We start from the raw sequence: 21243 nt of genomic DNA on the forward strand, positions 1-21243 counted from the left end.
CCGATGTTGAGGCATAAACGCTTTGGCTACTCTTGGCAATCACCTCATAACCAGGACATGGCATGAAAGTGCTGGGCATTGATATCAGACACTCCGGCCTAAAAGGATGTGTTGTAGATACAGCAGAAGGGAAAATGCTGTCTGACTGCATCAGCACCCCGCCGCTGGAGGAGACCATTCCACATAAAGTACTGGCTCAGCTGCACCAGGTAGTCAACAAAGAATTTCAGTGGGAAGGTCCTGTGGGCTGCGCCTTTCCGGCTCCCGTGCACCGGGGCATCGTATTGTCGACAAAACGCATTCATGAGTCCTGGGTCGATGCCAACACGGAACAGCTTTTCTCTGAAATTACCGACAATCCCGTTTCCGTCATTAACGATACGGATGCCACCGGCCTGGCCGAAATGCAATTTGGCGCCGGACAGCATCAAGAGGGGCTCACCATTGTACTTACCATCAATTCCGGGATGGGTTCTTCCCTTTTTTTCAATGGACAATTGATTCCAAATACAGAATTGGGATTCATTGAAATCCAGGGCACGACGGCAGCGGAGCATGCTACCAACACGGTCAGAAAAAAAGACGTCTTGCGACAAGAAAGCTGGACCAGTCGCCTTCAGATCGTGCTCGATAATTTTGAAAAAATATTCCACCCCCGCCTGTTTATCCTTTGCGGCCAGCTCAGCAGCCCTCCCCCGAAAGTGTTTCCTTTTATTAAAATAAACACCCCTCTCAAAGCTGCCAGCTTTCCGGGGGAGGCGAAAATTGTAGGCGCTGCCATGGCCGCCGCCCGCGGCTCATCCCGACCTGCCTACCCGCCTAATACCTAAATAAAAAGGCTTGTTTCATATCAGCTGTGGAGATAGCCGGCTACCGCCCTGGCTTCCGAACCACCACATAAACATCCCGGCCGGCCGGCTGCTCCGAACTGACCAGCTCAAAACCAGCCTGCCTGAGCTCCTTCACCACGGTTTCAGTTGTAACCCCGTGATGGCTGGCCGATGCCCGCCTGGCAGGATCAGCACTGTCGCCCCCGCGCGGCTCAAAATCTATAACGGCCAGCCGGCCGCCCGGCTTAAGCGATTCCAACATGCTTTTGTTCATGGGCAGCGGATCTTTAAAATGATGATAAACCCTCCGCAGGAGTAGTGCATCGCAGCACTGCTCAGGTAAATTAGTGCGACTGGGATGACCTTCCATTACTGTAACATTTGAAACATTGGCCGAATCAACTACCCTTCGGAGATACCGAACCGAATCGGCTCCCAGTTCAGAACTGTAAATCTTTCCATTCGTCCCCACATGACGAGCCAGCGCCAGCGATATGCTGCCATCGCCAGCCCCGATATCAGCTACCACCGATCCTTCCTCCAGCTTAAGCACCTCAATCAGCCAATTGACATCATCGGTAATATTCTGTGCCGCGACAAAGGCCGGGGAAATCAACAAGAATAAACCGAAGAACATAATTCCCCTCATCAGCCATCTATCGAAACAGGATCCTTTTTTTCTTCTCATCATAACAGCCACCTTTGGATTAAAATAAAATTTCACCAGTCAACCCTTTACAAGTATAAATATAGCATGATAGGCGGTTTCGTCAAGTAGGTGCTCTCATAAATTGGTTCCTTCGGTTATGCACCTAAAACCGGTGGGTGTAGCTCACCTTCAAGGCTCCTGAACGCTGAATGGTTCTAAAACCCACCGCCCTGTCGACCCAGTTGTGATTGTACACCAGATAGAGATCGGAACCCGGTACGATAATCCATCGCAGACGATTGTTCATCGCAAGCAGATTGCTGAGATTATCGAACTGTATGTTGGTGGTTAAAAACAGGGACGTCGTAAAATCAAGATTTGCTTCAAGCCGTACCAGGTCGGTTGTAAAATCATCCTCTTCCAGCCTCACATTGGTTCGGATATATTCAGGCGCCAGCTCAATGCCGGGAAAGGGTCGCAGCGTAATCTCTGCCGCGTACTGCGTTCTGCTTCCGGACCAAAACCCCCCGCTTTTGACATTGAGCTCTGCTGATATTTTGCGGTATGAGGCCGTTTCCACGGCTGTTTCAATCCCCCAGTTCACATATTCATCAACCGGCAGAATAATTGAGCCGTCCCGCCTGATATCAAAAGGGCGCTGCAGCCGCTCATAATTTCGCCTGACATCAAATTCCAGGCGGTCTCCGCTCATCAGTGTAGCATCAAAAAGCGTAAAGCTAAGCTCCTGGGTCAAGAGCTCAAAATCCAAGTCTGTGAGATGTTCAAACCGAACGCCCCAGCCTACCTGCTGTACAAGCTCACTTTTCCCGAACTGGGGGGTGTAAAAAAGGGAAGGCTGCAGCCGCCGAAAGGCATTCCGGGGCGTAAAACCCAGGGCCGGACGGAAAGCATTCCCAAACTCACGGTAGGAAACATGTCCCGACCACGGCTCATTGGGAAAATTAAGACGCAGTCCCCGAGATGAACGGTCCCATACATTTGTGCTATCATCAGAGACGTAGGGGGAATTATGGAAAACAAAAAATGACTGGAACTGCAGATTCTTATTTCCAAGAAAACCAGAAGTCCCCAGTTCAATGTCTGCACCCAATGTATGCCGATCCTGCAATACCGGGCTTTGGGTGGGTTCATCCTGCGTGGAACGGCGGGTGTAAATGATACCGGCCGTACTCTCAGAACCGATATTTCGCTTTATGCGGGCCACCGAAAAATTCTCCGGCTCCACCTGGCCCTTTTCGCCGGTTCGCACGTGCAGAAGGGCCAGGTTGTATTTCCCGGCATTCCCCAGCAGGCGAGCACCGTAGGTAATGGGAATGGGGGAACCGCCCCTAAGGCCAATCCGCCGGCTGAAGTAGGGGTGGATGTTACTCCGGGGGGCAAATTCATAAATATTTGCTCCCTCCAGAAAAAAATCGCGCTGTTCAGGAAACTGCAGGGGGAAGCGTGTCAGGTTTACCTGCCGCTGATCCACTTCCGATTCAGCAAAATCGGTATTAAACGTTAGTGAGGCCTTCAGGCTCGGCGTAATACTATAATTAACATCCAGTCCCCCATCAATATTGGAGTCGACATCACTGCCTTCCTGCTCAACACCGTCAATAATGCCGAATGGTACAACCTCCAGTCCCAGCCCCTGCGACATACCTGTCAGACCCGTGAGTGTTCCGGCGTTCTGCGGACGGGTAATCCCCTGGTTGCGTCGATAGCCGGTCCACAGCACTGTTTCACTTTTACGGCGAATCACCCTCATAAAATTTGCGCCCCAGCGGTCGCTTTCCACATCAAAATTGAGGGTTCGGAATGGAATTTTCACCTCGGCCGACCATCCAAAATCACCAATCACCGTTCGGGCATCCCAGATCCCGTCCCAGTTGAGGTTGATGCTGTTACCCTGCCCTGTACTGATGAGGCCATCAGTCCGCAGCCCATTGGGATTGACTTCCAGGAAGTAGGCACTACGCTGATCGTTAAAGGTGTCAAAAATCCAGGTAAAGCGTTCATCCGCTACAATACGTACATCCCTTCTTTTCTGGTTCGCTTTAATGCCGGATGGGTTACTGTCGTAGAGAATAACACCGAGATAGAGGTACTCCTCATCATAGGCTATCCGTACTTCGGTCTGTTCTGTGGCCCGGGCACCCTCATTCGGTTCCTGCTGTCGGAAACCAGTCGCTGGCTCGACTTTCTTCCAGAACCCCTCCTCCACCCTTCCGTCCAACGCAACTTCCTCGGACGCGTCCAGCTGATAGGCGTTAACCTGCTTCTGAACCTGCATTTCCTGGGCCGATACCCGAGTGGTTAATCCAAATAGTAAAAGAAATAGTACGAACTGCCTGGAAAATTCCATCATTTTAAATTCTGGTAATGCCCTGTTCTATTACGGTTACAATTGGTAAATAACCCCGATTCAACTCTGCTTAACAAAAGGATTTTGATTTAAACAACCAACATCCAACTTCATTAATTCCGGACCCGCCGAATCCCGGGATGCTGCGCCTGAGCAAGCACCTGGAATCACCCCGGTAACCAGACGTGCCGACTGTTAATGCGCCGTGGCCCAGCTTGAATAACTCTGGATCTCTCCCGCCAACGACACCGGCCCCATAGCAAAAAGACGGGAGCTCTCTCCCGATTTGCATAACAAATACCTGCTTCTGGCATGGAATGAAATAGGGTCCTTCTCCCCGTCAACAGCACACAAGCGGGATGAAAGAGGCCAGCCAAAGCTGTTTAACAGAAAGTGTTTAATACGGACCTAAAGGCTAATCTGGCATTGATCCCAAAATACGGTAGGTAATCCAAAAAAAATATACTATACTTAGGTGTTCAAGGGCCAAATACTGCGTTAGCAGGCGGTTTTTGAACATTAAAGTAGCACACGAAGTAAAATTTTTTGGAGAATTAACAATGGCAGAACGCGAAGTAGGTACGGTTAAATGGTTTCATAACGGTAAAGGTTATGGATTCATCACACGAGAAGAAGGCGAAGATATTTTCGTTCACTACAGTGAAATTGAGATGGAAGGCTATAAAAAATTAGAAGAAGGCCAGGAAGTCGAATTCACTGTTGCTGAAGGAGAAAAAGGACTTCAGGCACAAGAAGTGATTCCTGTTTGATGAACAGGGGATCATCAATAACATAAAAGCACCATGTATGAATGGTGCTTTTTTTATATACAGGGATTAGTCGCAATCAGGGGATTATTGACGTTATTTACGCATCCGTAGGCTGTTCCGCCATTTTGGTCTTGTAGGCCATCGCGTAAATTTTCATCTGTTTTACCATTGAAGCCAGCCCATTGGAACGGGTGGGAGACAGATGCTCCTGCATTCCTATTTTCTTAATGAACGTCGGATCGGTGGCAATAATATCATCGGGCGTTTGATTGGAATAAAAGCGCACCATCAATGCTACCAATCCCTTGGTAATAGCTGCATCGCTGTCGGCTTCAAAGATCACCTTCCCATCTTCCAGATGGGTATGCAGCCATACCTGTGACTGGCAGCCCCGTACAAGGTTTTCCTCCACCTTGTATTGGTCATCCAGGGGGTCCAGTGAGCGCCCCTGCTTGATAATATGCTTATAACGCTCGGTCCAGTCGCTCAGCGACTCAAATTCCTTGATAATCTGTTGCTCTATGTCGTGTATGTCAGGCATAAGCTTATGCTAAAGATTCATCCTCATATAATATTAAAATACAAATAAATGATGAGGAATTTAAGATCGTCCCGGCATGCCTTCCCGGCAATGAGAAGTTAGCGGTCCCAACAGAAGCCTGTCACTTGCTTGCAAGCCCGTTGTACGGGATGCGTATCTTACCACCAACCTGGATGCGATCCGCAGAGTGTCAACGGTGCCGGCAGGATACTTATTCTGCGTTTCCTGTTTCTTTGTTCAGATTATAGTGCCGTTTTCTCAGTGAATCCATCACCTTTTTCTGCAGAGAGATATTCTCTATTTCAACCCGGATAACCTGTTGGTCCTTGAGATCGAGCACCCGCGACTGCCCCTTTACCTGGATAGGAAGGCCCGACTTGTGCTTAATCAGCGCCTTGAATTCCTTCCCATTGAGCAGACTTTCTCCGTCATCTTCTGTAAACCGTTTTTTCAGTGAATGGGTGTATTTATCGGGAAAGAATTCCCAGACCTTGCAATCTTTCAATTCATCTTTCGTATATCCTGTGAGCGCGGCAAAGGCGTTATTTGCAGAAATCACATTGCCCTCTGAGTCGATATCTATAGCAGTGCAGTAGCTTTCCTCACGAAGTTCGTCAAACTCAATCTTGGTATCAATAAATTGCTGTTCGGCACGCTTTCGTTCGGTGATATCATGCTGGTAAGAGACCCAGTGTGTGGGAACGCCCTCCTCGTTGGTAAGCGGGTGTATATCCCACTGGTTGACAAATTCACTGCCGTCTTTTCGATAATTGATGGCCTGGCCAAAAAAGCACTGCCCGTTTATCAGCCGTTCCTTGAGCTTGTCCAGCACCTCGCGATCGGTCTTGGGTCCCTGCAGGATTCGGGGGGTTTTGCCCATCACTTCTTCCCGTGAATACCCTGTTATCTCGCAAAACCCGTCATTAACATATACGATCTCTGGACCCGGCTCTTCCAAATTGAGTTCTGTAATTAAAATCGACTCATAATCATCCTTGATGGCAGCTTCCAGGAGGCTCAGCTGGTGTTTGGTTTTATCTCTCTCCTCGACCAGCGACGCAATGCTCTTTTTTATTTTTTCAAAACTCTGCTCATCTTTACAAAGATCTCTTAGGTTCTTTAAATCGTCCGGTAACATATTCAGTCCAATATAAGTGCAATTTATAGTTAAGAAAGGTTAGGCAATCACTTTGGTACTATGCTGCGTGATTCCACTGAAACACTCACTCCAAACACAAACAATAAAACAAATCATTCCAAAGAATAACATTTTTTTAACAGACAGGCTCCAGCCCGACCCTCCAAAAGAGTATGCAGAGATGATTTGAAATTCAAATAACCCAAATATAGGTATTTAATAGCAAATAAATAGGCTTGCCGGTTCCTTAAATACTATTCCAATAAAAGTTTCGAAATGGTATTCAGCTGCATGTTGGAAGTTCCCTCGTAAATTTTACCAATTTTGGCGTCACGGTAATATTTTTCAACGGGATATTCCTTTACGTAGCCATATCCTCCAAAGAGATCGATAGCCAGGGAACTGACATTTTCTGCCACCTCCGATGCATGATACTTGGCCATGGCCGCCTCCTTCAGAAAACTCTTCCCGTTTTCTTTCAGCCGGGCCGAGTTATAAACCAGCAGACGGGCGGTTTCGATATTGGTTGCCATTTTAGCGAGTTGAAACCGGACCCCCTGAAAATCTGCAATATTTTTACCAAACTGCTTTCGTTCCTGGGTGTATTTCAAAGCGGCATCCATCGCCCCCTGGGCGATACCCACCATCTGCGCCCCGATACCAATCCGTCCTTCATTGAGCGTATCCATAGCCACCTTGTAACCTTTTCCTACTTCACCCAGTACATTCTCTTCGGGAACCCGGCAGTTGTCCAGAGATATCTCGCAGGTGGAACTGGCCCGAATGCCCAGCTTATTTTCCTTTTTCGATACCGAAAAGCCTTCAAAATCGCGTTCCACGATAAAAGCCGTAATCCCTTTATAACCTGCTCCCGGATCAACTGTGGCAAACACCAGAAAAATATCCGCTTCCCTGGCATTTGTAATCCACATTTTGGAGCCGTTCAGTATATAGTCGCCACCTTCTTTGCTGGCCGTTGTTTTGAGGGCAAAAGCATCACTGCCCGATCCGGCCTCTGAAAGGCAATAGGCTCCCACTTTTTCAGTGGCCAGCTGCGGAAGATAACGCTCGCGGATGTCATCGCTCGCCCAGTTTAGAAATGCATTGTTGACCAGGGTATTCTGCACATCCATAAAAACCCCGGTAGAAGCATCAACGCGGGAAATCTGTTCTATGGCAACAATCGACATGAAGAACGATCCACCAGCCCCGCGATAGGTTTCGGGGATCTCTATCCCCATCAATCCCATATCAAAAAACTGAGTCACAAGCTCGGAATCCAGCTCCGCTGCTTCATCCATCGCCTGGACCCTAGGCCTGATCTGGCTTTCTGCAAAATCTTTGGCTGCCTCACGGAGCATTTTCTCATCTTCCGTGAGCTGGGTCAATGCGGGGGGCACTTGATTGGGCTGAGGCATATAACAAATAGTTGATGTTCAGGTCATTAAGGGTAAACTGCAAATGTATTATACTGCATTGTAACCAATTGCCTTCAATTTATCTATTCACCGATGCTTTTCCAATCCATTAGTAAAGTAATGCGAGGCTCATTATTTTGATAACACCCTTAAGTAAGCTGAACCGTACCATGACTGACCCTAAAGACCGGCCGCTCGATTTTGATGAATTTCCCGCTGTATCAACCAGTGCGTGGGAGCAGAAAATAAAAACGGATCTGAACGACGGCAATTACCGCCGGACTCTTCGATGGCATAGCGGAGAAGGCATTGCCCCCCTCCCTTTTTACCGAAGAGAGAATCTTAAGGAAATTCCCCGGCACCAGCCAATTCCCAAAATATTGCCGGAAGACGCTTCCAATGAATGGGAAATTCGGGAGCCTGTTTCAGAAGCGTCCCTTTCCGAAGCCAATGTTTCCGCCCGGAAGGCCCTGAACAGAGGCTCTGACGCCCTGCAATTCCACCTGGACGTCAGCCGATTGGAGGACGCGCCGGTGAGACATCTGACAGGGATTCCCATTCAGTGCCAATCTGACTTCTCCACACTGGTTAATGGAATTTCGCTTGAAACCATTTCTCTTCACTTTGATGCGGGACTTATTTCGCCGGCATTGCTGGCCATGCTCTTTAACGAGGTGCATGAACAGGAACTGAACCCGCAGAAAGTACGTGCTACATTTAACTATGACCCCGCCACCTACCTTCTGCATAACGGCCGTTATCCTAAAAAGAAGACCCTGCTAAGTGAAGATATCGTCTATATCTCCCGCTTTGTGACTGATCGTGCCATGTCCGGGGTACGCCCCCTGGCCATCGATGCGCGCAGTTATCACAACAGCGGCGCCACTATTATTCAGGAGTTGGGATTTGCCACGGCTGCTGCCTCGGAATACCTGTCCATCCTCACGGAAAGAAATGTTGAAACGACTCAGGCCGGACAGCTGCTTCATTTTAATTTTTCCGCGGGATCCAACTACTTTCTGGAAATTGCCAAATTCCGGGCTGCCCGGCTGCTCTGGAAAAACCTGGTCGAAGCCTACGGTGGTGTCCCCGGGCAGTGCAGCGCGTCAATACATGCTGAAACTTCACAGGGGAACAAGACGCTCTATGCCCCTTATACCAATATGCTGCGTACTGCTACGGAAGGAATGTCAGCGGCCATCGCCGGCTGCAACTCCATAACGATCCGCCCCTTCGATCAGCATTTCCGCAAATCCAGCGACTTTTCCCAGCGTATTGCCCGAAACCAGCAACTGATTTTCCGCGAAGAGGCGTACCTTGACAAGGTGGCGGACCCGGCCGCCGGCTCCTATTATATTGAATGCCTGACAGATGAAATTGGCCGTAAAGCATGGGATATCTTCAGGGAGGTGGAGGCAGAAGGCGGCTTAATGCAGGCCATAGAAAATGGTACTGTACAATCAGCAATAGAGGATTCGAAAACCAAACGAAACCAGGCAATTGCCCGGCGCAGACGTACTTTTGTAGGCACCAACCGGTACACAAGCCCTGAAGAAACCATGCATGAGAACATTGACCGGGACAACCCAACCGTGGCTCTCCGCCAGTCCAGCGATTTCAGCATCCAAAGCAGTACTGATGATACGATGCAGTACCTGGCCGATGCCTTTGCCCGGCAGGCCCGTCTGGCTGATGTGATCCCCCTCCTTATTGATTCCGGGGCACCGGCATTCCCCGTCCTCGAACCCTATCGCGGGCCGCGGGCCTTTGAGGAGCTGCGCCTGGCCACCGATAAGCATCCCACGACGCCCACCGTGCTCATGCTCCCGCTGGGCGACAAGAAACAAAGAAAAGCCCGTTCTGCTTTCGCAAGCAATTTCTTCGGCTGTCTGGGCTACCGTATTAAAAGCCCCACCGGTTTTGACTCCCTGGAAGAAGGGCTGAAGGCTATTGAAAAACAAAAGCCCGATATTGCTGTCCTTTGCAGTTCTGATGACGCCTATAACACACTCGTGCCGAAAGCCGGGGCTGCGATCTCCAAAGTGGACCGCCCGCCGATGTTCGTTCTGGCGGGAAAGCCCGGCCAGGATAAGGAACGCTACGAGGAGGCCGGCGTTGATGAGTTCATTTATGAACACTGTAATGCCCTCAAAATACTCAGACGTTTTCAAAAAAAGCTTCGTGTAATTTAGAACTAAACCATCAGCATTGGGAATGCCCATATTCCCGATCTTGAGTTTCCAAATCCCTGACGGCTATGAGACCTGATTTTTCTGATATAGCATTTGACTCATCCTTTACAACGGAAACCAACCAAACCGGCACCAAGTGGCAGACTGCTGAGCAGATTCCCCTGAAACCGCGATTCACCGAGACCGACATTAAGCAACTGGAACACCTGGATTATGCGGCCGGCCTCCCTCCTTTCCTCCGCGGGCCCTATGCCACTATGTATACCGTACGACCCTGGACCATCCGCCAATACTCGGGTTTTTCAACGGCGGAAGAGTCGAATGCATTCTACCGGCGCAACCTCGCCCAGGGACAAAAAGGGTTGTCGGTCGCCTTTGACCTGGCAACACACCGGGGCTACGATTCCGACCATCCGAGAGTGGCCGGTGATATCGGTAAAGCTGGCGTTGCCATCGACTCCATCCTGGATATGAAAGTTCTTTTTGATCATATTCCGCTGGATGAGATGTCTGTTTCGATGACCATGAATGGAGCTGTAATACCAATTATGGCCTTTTATATCGTTACGGCAGAGGAACAGGGGATTTCACAAGAAAAGCTCAGCGGCACCATCCAAAACGACATCCTCAAGGAATTCATGGTGCGCAACACTTATATCTATCCGCCCGGACCTTCGATGCGTATCATTGGAGATATTTTTGAATACACTTCGCAGTACATGCCCAAATTCAATTCCATCTCCGTGTCGGGATACCATATGCAGGAAGCCGGTGCCACCTGCGACCTGGAGCTTGCCTATACGCTTGCCAACGGACTTGAATACCTGCGTACCGGGCTGGATGCCGGGCTGGATATTGATGATTTTGCGCCCAGAGTGTCCTTCTTTTGGGCTATTGGCATGAATCACTTTATGGAAATTGCCAAGATGCGCGCCGGGAGAATGCTCTGGGCCAAACTGGTGAAACAGTTTGATCCCGAAAACCCCAAATCCATGTCCCTGCGCACCCACAGTCAAACGTCGGGATGGAGCCTGACCAGGCAGGACCCCTATAATAACGTGGCACGTACAACCATCGAGGCCATGGCCGCTGTGCTGGGACATACCCAGTCGCTGCACACCAATGCGCTGGATGAGGCCATGGCGCTTCCAACCGATTTTTCGGCTCGCATTGCCCGAAATACCCAGCTTTACCTACAGGAAGAAACCGGCATTACCCAGGCCGTTGATCCATGGGGCGGTTCGTATTATGTGGAATACCTGACAGATCGCATCGCACGCCGGGCCTGGGAACTGATCCAAGAGATTGAAGAACTCGGCGGCATGGCACAAGCTATTGAGACGGGACTGCCCAAAATGCGAATTGAGGAGGCAGCAGCAAAAAAACAAGCGCGCATTGATTCCGGCAAGGATACCATTGTGGGCGTCAACAAATATTTGCTTGACAAAGAGGATCCGATTGATATACTTGAAGTAGACAACACCAAAGTCCGGCAGGCCCAGCTCGAACGGCTTAGAAAACTCAGAAAAGAGCGCGACAGAGACAAGGTAGACACAGCGCTGAACCGACTCACACAGGTGGCGGAATCCGGTCAGGGGAACTTATTGGAGGCAGCCGTTTCCGCGGCCCGAAACCGGGCTACCCTCGGAGAGATTTCTGATGCGATGGAGCAGGTATTCGGACGTTACAAGGCAACCGTAAGATCGATATCCGGCGTGTATTCTTCCGAGATAGAGGATGATGAAAATTTTAAACAGGCACAAGCCTTAGCTGACCAATTTGCAGAGTTGGAGGGACGGCGCCCCCGTATTATGGTTGCTAAAATAGGCCAGGATGGCCATGACCGCGGTGCCAAGGTCATCTCCACCAGTTTTGCCGATCTGGGCTTTGATGTTGATATTGGCCCCCTCTTTCAGACACCGGCTGAGGCCGCCCGGCAGGCGGTGGAAAACGACGTCCATATTGTAGGCGTATCCAGCCTGGCCGGCGGGCACAAGACGCTTGTCCCCCAAGTCATTGACGAGCTTGAACGACTGGGACGCGAGGACATCATGGTCATTGTGGGCGGCGTCATCCCCCAGCAGGATTACGAATTTCTTTACGACAAGGGTGTGGTCGGAATTTTCGGGCCGGGCACTGCGATATCCCTGGCCGCCCGGCAGCTGCTGAAAATCCTCATGGATACTCATAAGTAAACAGATAATCCAGAATACAAACCTATATAAGGGAGTATCAACAGTCGACAAAAAAAATCCCCGCGTGACTTCGGGTGGTTTCAACCCCTTTGTTATACTGTATTACCTTTAATATTATCATTCAGGATATCGTGCCAAAAGAAAACCCAGATAACGACAACCCCCTCCCGTTGAGCAAAGGAAAAGAACATTTGAACAGTGCCATCAATCCGAAAAGACATCAACATGCTGAGAAAAGAGGGGCAACGCTTTCACTGGACGACTATGTCAATGGAATAAAATCGGGCAACCGAACAGTGCTGAGCCGCGCAATTACGCTTATCGAAAGCACGAAAACTGAACACCGGGATCTGGCCCAGAAAATTATTGAGCAGTACCTGCCAGCAACCGGCCATGCAGTACGCGTTGGCATAACAGGTGTGCCCGGGGTCGGCAAAAGTACTTTTATTGAAACCCTGGGCAATCATATTATCGACCGGGGGCGGCGCCTTGCTGTGCTGGCGATAGACCCCAGCAGCACCCGCAGCAAAGGCAGCATCCTGGGCGACAAAACCCGCATGGAAACCCTGGCCCGGAGTGACCACGCCTTTATCCGTCCCTCGCCCACAAGCGGCGCCCTGGGTGGCATTGCACGCACCACTCGTGAAACCATCTACCTCTGCGAGGCTGCAGGCTACGATACCATTTTCATTGAGACGGTAGGCGTCGGCCAGTCCGAAACAGCCGTTCACTCCATGGTTGATTTTTTCCTGCTGCTCATGCTGGCCGGAGCAGGAGATGAACTGCAGGGCATTAAGCGCGGCATCATGGAGATGGCTGATGCCATTGCCATTAACAAAGCAGATGAAACCGAACAGAAAGCCCTGCAGCAGGCCGTAGGGGAATATCAAAGGGCCCTTCACCTTTATCCCGAATCGGAATCGGGATGGCAACCGCGGGTTACGACCTGCTCTGCCCTTACTTCCGATGGCATCACTGAAATATGGGAACTCATCATGGAATATGTGGAGCTAACCAAGAAAAACGGTTACTTTGACAGCAAAAGAAAGCGCCAGGCAAAATACTGGATGTATGATACTATCAAGAACCGGCTTGAGAACCATTTCTTCGGGCATCCAAAAATAAAGCAGCTGACACCGGCCATGGAAAAGAAAGTACTGAACGGTGAACTCACCTCTTTCCGGGCCGCCCAGCAATTATTGGATCAATATTTTAATACAATTCAAAATAAACCTTAATTTATTTAAATTAGTATATGATTATCATTGCATAGATGCCTGATTCCACTAAGAAAATAGCGCTGGTACTTTCAGGGGGCGGCGCCAAAGGCGCCTTCCAGGTTGGAGCCCTGGATACCTTCTACAATCACGGTTATGAGTTCGACCTGCTCAGCGGCGTCAGTGTAGGTGCCCTCAATGGTTCGATGATCGCCACCCGGCAGTTTGAGCAACTGCAAGAGCTCTGGGATGCCCTTCAGAAAAGCGATGTTTTGCGCACCCGTTCAATCACGGATGTCATTCAGCAATTTGTACTGTATAAAATTGGTTTTTCGCGTCACCCGCGGGGGCTTCATGGCCTGGAACCACTAAAACGACTGCTCTCCAGTCACTTATTCGGGAAAGAGATCCGGATTCCCTTTCATTTTGGTTTTGTGTCGCTCGAAAGCGGCCACTATGTCAAAGCCACCGTTCGACAAGATGGACATAAAATTGACGAAGATGACATCCTGCGTATCATGGCCTCCTCGGCTATCCCTGTTCAATTTGAACCGGTGGACTTTTACAATCAAACACTGGTAGACGGCGGCATCCGTAATATCTCCCCTATTGCTGAAATACTTCCGTATAACCCCGATGAAATCGTTATTATCCCTACGGAGCCTCTGGACGGCCGCCAGGAAAAGGCAGAGGTGGACGATATCCTGCAAATTGCCAAGCGAACTGTTGAAGTGATGCTGGATGAAATATTCATAGAAGACATCAAGCGCTTTGTACAAATCAACCGGCTGGTGGGTCAAGCGGCCCGGCAGGGTGCCCTGCTGGAAAAACCCAATGGTATGGCCTACAAGTACATCGATTCCCAGATTGTGGCTCCCGTTGAAACTCTTGGCGATTCCCTCGACTTCGGAGAAGATATCCTTCAGGAACGCTATGAAAGGGGGAAAAGACGTGCTGAAAAGATATTAAACCAGTCTGATGACCTGGATGTTTAGCTCATGTTGAGCTCTGACTTGGCCGAAGAAAAAGCGACACTATCCTCATCCATCGTCTGCTCGCCCAGCGCCTCCTGCATCTCGCTTCGCAATTTCTGGATCGTCAGCCCGCTGGTAAGTGAACCTTTCTGGGCCACAGAAATACGCCCTGTTTCTTCCGAAACCACGACGACGAACACATTGTTGGTTTCCGTAATACCCACTGCCGCACGATGGCGGGTTCCAAATACAGACGAAATGTTCTGGTTTTGTGAGATGGGCAGGTAACAGCTGGCCGCCACAATTCGATTATTCCGGATTACGACTGCACCGTCATGCAGGGGGGTCGTTTTTTGAAAAATCGTCTGCAGCAATTCGCTGTTGACCCGTGCATCGAGCTTGACCCCCACATCAACCAAATCCTGAAGCGATGAAGAACGGGCAAAGACGATAAGCGCCCCCGTCTGGGTATGCGACATATTGCGAACCGCGTCGATAACTTCATCAATAACCGTATCGGGATTGGAACGGACAAAAAACCGGTCCAAATTGGTATTCTGGCCCAGCCGGTACAGAAGCTTGCGGATTTCAGGTTGAAAAATAATAAAAACGGCTAACACCCCTACATCAAGAATCCCCCGGAGAATAAAATTGATTGTACTCAGACCAAGGGCACTCACAGCAGCATTAATAATAATGATAAAGACAAGCCCTACTGCCGCCTGGATGGCAAAGGTTCCCCTAATCCACCGATACAGGTAGAACAGAACCATGGTAATAATAAAGACCTCGATAAAGTCTTTAAGACCAAATTCTAAGAATCCAATGGGAATCAAGGGAGTATCTCGTTTAACTGAACATTCTTTGAGGAAATATAACTATAATTTTAAGCAATTTTGTACTGCCTTGAAAAATTATCATTGCAGAAGGACGCCTACGATTGCGGAAAAGCCACTGCTGTTCCTTCCGAAGTATACATACAGGGAGGCAAGAGGCGGGGAGGGATCGGCTGTCGACCAAAGACCGGCACGGTGCAAATGGGCACTCTTGTGCAATTAATGCGACGATACTCTCTTCAGGGCCTTGTATATCATTAGCGAGTCAACAGCCTCTTTTACATCGTGCACGCGGATTATGTTGGCTCCGTTCAGCATGGCATGGTAATGAGTGACCACTGTTCCAATCAACCGGTCATCAACAGGACGGCCTTCAAGCATCTCGCCGATCATACTTTTCCGGGAAGCGCCCACCAGGATGGGATATCCCAGGGATTGAAACGTTTCCAGCCCGGAAAGGAGCGCCACGTTGTGGGCTAACGTCTTGCCGAAGCCGATCCCCGGATCGATAATGATCTGCCGGAGCCCCTTTTGCTCTGCCAGCGCTGTCTTCTCTTTAAAAAACAGAAACAGGTCGTTGACCACATCATCATAGGCGGGATCGTCCTGCATGGTCCTGGGATCGCCCTGGCTGTGCATCAGGATATAGCCTGCCCCGTATTCAACGCAGAGCTCAACCAGACGTGGATCATTCAGTCCACTGACATCATTAACCAGGTGCACGCCGCATTTTAGCGCTTCCTCGGCCACCCGGTATTTGGTCGTATCAACAGAAAAGAATACATCGGGATATTTGGGAATGGCCTGTTTCAAAACAGGAATCACCCTCTCAAGCTCCTCCCCCTGTGAAACAGGATCGGCCCCCGGACGGGTGGATTCACCACCGACATCAATCATGGATGCTCCCCGGGACACCATTTCCTCAATACGATTCAGTGCCGGTTCATCTTCATTGTATATGCCTCCGTCGGAAAAGGAATCGGGCGTAGCATTCAGAATACCCATCACCCTGGGCAAGGTTAGATCCAATATTTTATCCCTGACGGTCAGTTGCATATAGTGTGGATATCAATCTTCCCACTCTTCCTGAAGCTGATCCAGCTTATCTTCCACTTCGGCCCATTCATCAGCATTGGGCAGCTCTTCCTTGGTCTCGTTGATAATCCGATCGAACCACTGGTCGGCCAGCCGCTCATTCAGATCAATATAGTGCTCCCACTCCATGGGAACTTCATCATCAGGGTAAATGGCCTCTACCGGACATTCGGCTACGCATGCATCACAGTCGATGCATTCGAGCGGATCAATCGTAAGGAAATTAGGTCCTTCTCGAAAAGCATCAACCGGGCAAACTGCCGCACAGTTGGTGTACTTGCAGTTAATACATGGTTCGGTTACTACATATGCCATCGGAAATTGCGTATTCTATTGTTGTTTTAAAGTTGGACTAAATATCCCGGCTTCTGTGGATAGATGCAACGTTTTATGCCAACAAATTTAATTTAGAAGCACTTTAACACTGTCCAGTGAACCGTCATTCTGAGCCGGCCGGGTGCCCATAAGCTTATTCATTAATTCATAGAGATGTATATTCTGAAAAGCCCCTACCCGGCTCCCTTTTTTAAATGCCGGGCCGTGCGCTATGAAAAACGACTGCATGGCTTTTTCAGCCGGATCGTAACCATGTGTGGCCCGCGGCAGCGACTTGGCAAACCGCTGCCGATTCGAGGAATGCAAAATCGTATACCCCAGATCTGCTATCATAATAAGATCCGTTACCCGCCGATGGTTTTTCAGATGATAGCGCTCCGGAATATCCTCTTTTCTGTAAACCCGGTAATGTTCTGCCTCAGCTTTAAGGTCCTGATACATCTCTTCTTTCTTTCCCCTGAGGGGCTCAATCATCGTCAACGGTCCCCAAATAATCCGTTCAGCATTCTCCATGTTGATTATCCGGTCCAGCTCAATGACTTTATCCCGGGCAAGATCAATCATCCCGTGGTCGGACACCACCAGCAGGTTGATTTCCTGCCACAACCCTTTCTTCTTCAACTGTTCTTTCAGATAACCGATCGTCTGGTCCGCTTCCTGTATGGCCGCAATCAGTGAATCCGATTCTGTACCAAAGCGATGCCCCATGGCATCGACATGCTCGAAATACAGCGTGGCAAAATCCACCGCCCGGTCTTCCGGGTAGCTCAGCCACTTTACGACCGTATCGACCCGTGCCCTGGAAGAGATATTATCATTAAATGTCTTCCAATAGGTAGGGTGCCGCTGCTGGATATCAGCTTCTGAACCTACCCAGAACATCGTACCGGTACGCAGTCCCTGCTTTTCGAATGTATTCCATATGGGTTCCCCTCCGTACCATCTTCCGTCTTCAACCGCTTCACGGTCACGGATGCGGTACCACTCCTCCCACCGTGGATCATACATTGTATTGCCGACAAAACCCGAGCTTTCGGGATACAGACCGGTGGCTATGGCATAGTGATTTGGAAATGTTTTGCTTGGAAAAACGGGGACAAGTCCGTCGCCCGTCACCCCTTCAGCCGCGAGGCTGTCAAAATGAGGGGTCGCTGCTTTATCCAGGTAGTCATAGCGGAAGCCGTCAAATGAGACAAGCAGCAGTTTCTTCGGCTTTGCAGTCCCCTGTTTATCCCGGGAACAGCCTGCAAGAACACCTGCCAGCAGCATGAAGAGTAATATGACGTTTGAAATCCTTGTATGATACATTTAAAGCAAAAATCTATTTCAAAAATAAAAGGGCAGCCCACAAGACTGCCCCATACCGTAAGTATTTCAGACTGTAATTAGAAGTTGTATCGAACTCCCAATTGCAGCTGCCAGCGAGAGCCGAGATCGTTGGTATAGTACAGCTCCTCATCCGACACGTTCTGTGGATCGAAATCCATTTTGGGCAATCCTGTTCCTTCCTGGTAGCCCTGGAAGCGAAGAGCCTGGTAATTGTTGTAGCCATCAACAGACTTTCGTACGCCCCATTCGTCGTTGAGGAAATTAAGCACGTTGAACAGGCTGGCCGTAAGTTCCAGGTTCTGGCCCGAGAAGGTATTGATCTCCTGGTTGATGCGCAGGTCGAGGTAGCCACTCCACGGTTCACGAGCGGTTCCACGCTCTACATGCTCGCCGCGATAATCGCTGAGCGACTCATTGTTTTCGATCCACTGGTTGAATTCATTCCAGTTGTCGTCAGCCAGCACAACCTCATCCCGGCTTGCCGGTACATAGATCAAGTCGTTGTCATAGCGTCCGTCGCCGTTGGCATCGCCGGAATAAATCCAGCTGAAGGGTGCCCCGGAGCGCCCGTCATAGATCAGCGATAGCGTAGTTGCAAAGTGATCGGCATATGCAAAGCGGTAGGAAAGCTGTCCCAGGATACGGTGACGGCGTTCAAAGTCCGCTGTTCCCAGCTGTGGGTTGTTGACATCCACATTTTCATTGTACTGCCAGTTCGAAATGGCGCGGCTTGAGGTACCGTTATTGATGGTCTCTGCACGATTGTAGGTATAGGCAATACTGGCACGCAGACCAACATCGAACTGCTTTTCCAGTTCCCCAGTGATGCTGTACTGATACCCTTTGCTGGTGTTATCCAGGACAATAGCGTTGGTAAAGTGCTCACCATCCACACGGTTGGGTGAACCCGAGGTATTGCCATAGCGCTCGCTGAAATAAATATCACCGTAAATAGGTCGGCCGTAGATTGAAGTACCCATCTGTTCCAGGTTGATATTTCGAAATTTCACCTCATTCATCATCTTGGAATAAACACCTTCCAGGGTACCTATAATTCCCAGGGGCAGTTCCTGATCGACGGCAAGGTTGAACTTCAGCGACTGCGGGTACTGGAAATCTTCCTCGAGCAGGTTCACCTCTGTAGTGCTTATGCCCTCGAGCGAAGAACCGCTGTCCAGCGGGCTGGGCTGGGCATTGGGATCGGGACTGAAGAAACCTTCACCGAATGCATCGGTCTCGAAATAGCGCAGATCGACGCGTCCATAGTCCGCACCCGTATTGCTGTACTGGTTGGAAATCCATACAAAAGGCGGGTTGCCGGAGAAGATCCCCCACCCACCACGGATCTGGGTCGTACGATCGCCTCCGCTGGCATCCCAGTTAAATCCAAATCGCGGCGATACCAATACATTGCCGCTGGCTACACGCGTTGTGGAGTAGCCCGGGAACGACGATTCCACCTGCGGGTTGCTGGTCGGCTCATCAGGCAGAATCGGTACATCAAAGCGGATGCCGAAGGTAAGCGTCAGGTTGTTGGTGAACGTCCACTTGTCCTGTCCGTAAAACCCGAGCTGAATGCCATTGAAGTTTGCTGTTGGACTCCCCCCCGGCAGCAGGTAACTATACCGATACTGGTACGGATTGCCCTCTCTGAAATCGTCAATGCTTCTGAACACATAGGATCCGTAGGCATCCTGGACAAACGTATTGTCAAAAGTAAAGAACTGGTTGCTTGTACCAAGGGTAAATTCATGATCACCGCGAATATAGGTGAAATTATCTGTGACCTCTATCAGATCCTGATCGAGCGCATTTGCCTGCGAGAATCGATCGATTCCCATAAAGAAGCTTCCGTAATCATCCTTTTCCGGGAAAGGAAGGCTGATTTCCACTTCCGGAAACGGCTGCGCAACCACATCCCGCGAATCGCGAATCCGCGTATAGACAGCTCGCAATGTGTTGGAGGCATTGTTTCCAAAGCTGCTGTTCAGCTCCGCCACATAGGAGTGCTGGGTGCTGTTGAAATTATACTGACGGTTGGTGTAGCTGTATGAACTGGACCCACGGCTAATGCCTTCCTCGTCCGTAGCGTCCACATAATTATAGCGCAGTGAAAACTTGTGATCCTGATTGATGTTCCAGTCCAATTTTGCCAGTACCTTGTTATTATCCTGGGCAGGAGAGAGTGTACCTCCGAAGCTTCCGGGATTATAGCCGTACTGGTTGGCGGCAATATCCTGGATCTCCTGGAAGGTGGAGCCAGGAAAATCAAACGTATTGGGTGCTCCGCTGCCTAATATGCCGGTTGTAAGCGGACTGCTGCGGCGTTTCAGCTCAACGTTGGTGAAAAAGAACAGCTTGTCTTCTACAATTGGACCTCCAAGACGCAATCCAAAATACTGCTCATCAAAGGAGGCATAGTCGGATGACTCGTTGCCGGCGTCATCCACATAATTGCCGACAAATGATTCATTGCGCAACTGGTAGTAGGCCGAGCCGGAATATTCATTGGTACCGCTGCGCGTAATGGCGTTAACCTGTCCACCGGTAAAACCGTTATTGGTTACATCAAAAGGCGCAATATCCACATTGAACTCCTGGATGGCATCGATGCTGATGGGAGAATTGACCCCCGCCTGGCTTCCCGGAGTACCTTCGCCAAGGCCAAAGACATCGTTAAGCGTTGCCCCGTCAACCAGGATATTGTTATAGCGATCGTTGGCTCCTCCAAAGCTGTTGCCGCTGGTTACTTGTGGGTTCAAGCGTGTAAAGTCGCTCAGCGAACGTGACAGGGTGGGCGTACTTTCAATTTCCTCCTGAGAAATATTGGTGCTTGCCCCTGTTCGGTCGGCATTGAAAACCCGGTCGGCCTCCGCCGTTACTGAAATTTCATCCAGTGTAAGCGCCCCTTCCTCAAGAGCAAAGTTCACCTCAACGGTCTCACCAAGCTCGACATCGGAGATTTCCTTTTTTTCGGGATTAAACCCTACAAAAGTAACCTGAATCTCATACGGCCCGCCCACCCGAACATTTTTAATGGTAAAACGCCCGTCCGAACGACTGGCTGTGCCGTACCGGGTGCCGGTAGGCTGGTGAATAGCCACGACATTCGCGCCGGGCAGCGAAGCGCCCGCGGCATCACTTACGGTTCCCTGAATAGCTCCCGAAGTAGTACCTTGTGCGAACATAACAGCCGGTAGAAATAACGCAGCCAATAGAAATATGTAACGTTTCATAATCGATAGATATGTTCATTTGGATTAGAAATTTAGCCGTGCTTGAACCACACGTTTTGTGGTGAAAAAATAATCATCACAAAATTACGAAAACATTAAGTCTCGCTGAGCTTTAGGCG

General features: G+C 49.8%; 16 protein-coding genes. 6 read left to right on the forward strand and 10 right to left on the reverse strand.

All coding sequences use genetic code 11. From position 1 onward, the window contains the following. The first annotated feature begins 62 nt into the window (after nt 1-62). Nucleotides 63-830: an ROK family protein gene (locus tag FN808_RS00350; protein WP_142712559.1), complete on the forward strand. Its 768-nt coding sequence runs from the start codon at nt 63-65 to the stop codon at nt 828-830. Between the two features lie 40 nt (nt 831-870). Here the strand turns inward: FN808_RS00350 and FN808_RS00355 are convergent, their stop codons facing one another. Then, nucleotides 871-1521, reverse strand: coding sequence for a class I SAM-dependent methyltransferase (locus FN808_RS00355; RefSeq protein WP_142712560.1), 651 nt, complete (start codon nt 1519-1521; stop codon nt 871-873). Between the two features lie 121 nt (nt 1522-1642). Continuing rightward, complete coding sequence (locus FN808_RS00360) at nt 1643-3850, reverse strand: carbohydrate binding family 9 domain-containing protein (RefSeq protein ID WP_221929863.1); 2208 nt, start codon at nt 3848-3850, stop codon at nt 1643-1645. Between the two features lie 557 nt (nt 3851-4407). Between FN808_RS00360 and FN808_RS00365 the strand changes: the two genes are divergently transcribed. After that, the gene (locus tag FN808_RS00365) at nt 4408-4617 is read left to right on the forward strand and encodes a cold-shock protein (protein WP_073059899.1); all 210 of its coding nucleotides are present in this window, start codon (nt 4408-4410) and stop codon (nt 4615-4617) included. A 97-nt stretch (nt 4618-4714) separates the two neighbouring features. Here FN808_RS00365 and FN808_RS00370 read toward each other — a convergent pair whose 3' ends face one another. The 3 genes from FN808_RS00370 to FN808_RS00380 all read right to left on the reverse strand — a co-directional run bounded on the left by FN808_RS00370 (nt 4715) and on the right by FN808_RS00380 (nt 7714). Then, entirely contained in the window at nt 4715-5158 is a 444-nt protein-coding gene (locus FN808_RS00370) for a SufE family protein (protein WP_142712561.1), read from the reverse strand. Between the two features lie 211 nt (nt 5159-5369). Continuing rightward, nucleotides 5370-6296: a PAS domain-containing protein gene (locus tag FN808_RS00375; RefSeq protein ID WP_142712562.1), complete on the reverse strand. Its 927-nt coding sequence runs from the start codon at nt 6294-6296 to the stop codon at nt 5370-5372. 254 nt (nt 6297-6550) lie between these two features. Beyond that, nucleotides 6551-7714, reverse strand: coding sequence for an acyl-CoA dehydrogenase (locus tag FN808_RS00380; RefSeq protein ID WP_142712563.1), 1164 nt, complete (start codon nt 7712-7714; stop codon nt 6551-6553). Nucleotides 7715-7884: 170 nt separating this feature from the next. Here FN808_RS00380 and FN808_RS00385 point away from each other — a divergent pair, with 170 nt between their 5' ends. From FN808_RS00385 to FN808_RS00400, 4 genes are all read left to right on the forward strand, one after another. Beyond that, entirely contained in the window at nt 7885-9906 is a 2022-nt protein-coding gene (locus tag FN808_RS00385) for a methylmalonyl-CoA mutase family protein (RefSeq protein WP_142712564.1), read from the forward strand. 65 nt (nt 9907-9971) lie between these two features. Next, the gene (scpA, locus tag FN808_RS00390; protein WP_142712565.1) at nt 9972-12101 is read left to right on the forward strand and encodes a methylmalonyl-CoA mutase; all 2130 of its coding nucleotides are present in this window, start codon (nt 9972-9974) and stop codon (nt 12099-12101) included. A 131-nt stretch (nt 12102-12232) separates the two neighbouring features. Next, complete coding sequence (gene meaB / locus FN808_RS00395) at nt 12233-13339, forward strand: methylmalonyl Co-A mutase-associated GTPase MeaB (protein ID WP_246068239.1); 1107 nt, start codon at nt 12233-12235, stop codon at nt 13337-13339. A gap of 35 nt (nt 13340-13374) precedes the next feature. Continuing rightward, a complete protein-coding gene (locus FN808_RS00400; protein ID WP_142712566.1) occupies nt 13375-14313 on the forward strand; it encodes a patatin-like phospholipase family protein in 939 nt (312 codons plus the stop codon). On the opposite strand, the gene cdaA is transcribed toward FN808_RS00400, so the two are convergent. The 5 genes from cdaA to FN808_RS00425 form a co-directional block, all read right to left on the reverse strand. Further along, the gene (gene cdaA, locus FN808_RS00405) at nt 14310-15128 is read right to left on the reverse strand and encodes a diadenylate cyclase CdaA (RefSeq protein ID WP_142712567.1); all 819 of its coding nucleotides are present in this window, start codon (nt 15126-15128) and stop codon (nt 14310-14312) included. The genes FN808_RS00400 and cdaA overlap by 4 nt on opposite strands. 219 nt (nt 15129-15347) lie before the next feature. Then, nucleotides 15348-16184: a dihydropteroate synthase gene (gene folP / locus FN808_RS00410; RefSeq protein WP_142712568.1), complete on the reverse strand. Its 837-nt coding sequence runs from the start codon at nt 16182-16184 to the stop codon at nt 15348-15350. Nucleotides 16185-16196: 12 nt separating this feature from the next. Further along, nucleotides 16197-16538 (reverse strand): DUF3470 domain-containing protein, encoded by a 342-nt coding sequence (locus tag FN808_RS00415; RefSeq protein WP_142712569.1) that lies wholly within the window; start codon nt 16536-16538, stop codon nt 16197-16199. 87 nt (nt 16539-16625) lie between these two features. Next, the gene (locus FN808_RS00420) at nt 16626-17828 is read right to left on the reverse strand and encodes an alkaline phosphatase family protein (protein ID WP_246068240.1); all 1203 of its coding nucleotides are present in this window, start codon (nt 17826-17828) and stop codon (nt 16626-16628) included. A gap of 116 nt (nt 17829-17944) precedes the next feature. Next, a complete protein-coding gene (locus FN808_RS00425) occupies nt 17945-21124 on the reverse strand; it encodes a TonB-dependent receptor (RefSeq protein ID WP_142712571.1) in 3180 nt (1059 codons plus the stop codon). Nucleotides 21125-21243 lie beyond the last annotated feature (119 nt).

Origin of the sequence: Fodinibius sediminis, assembly GCF_900182555.1 — a bacterium.
In the GTDB taxonomy this organism is placed as follows: domain Bacteria; phylum Bacteroidota; class Rhodothermia; order Balneolales; family Balneolaceae; genus Fodinibius; species Fodinibius sediminis.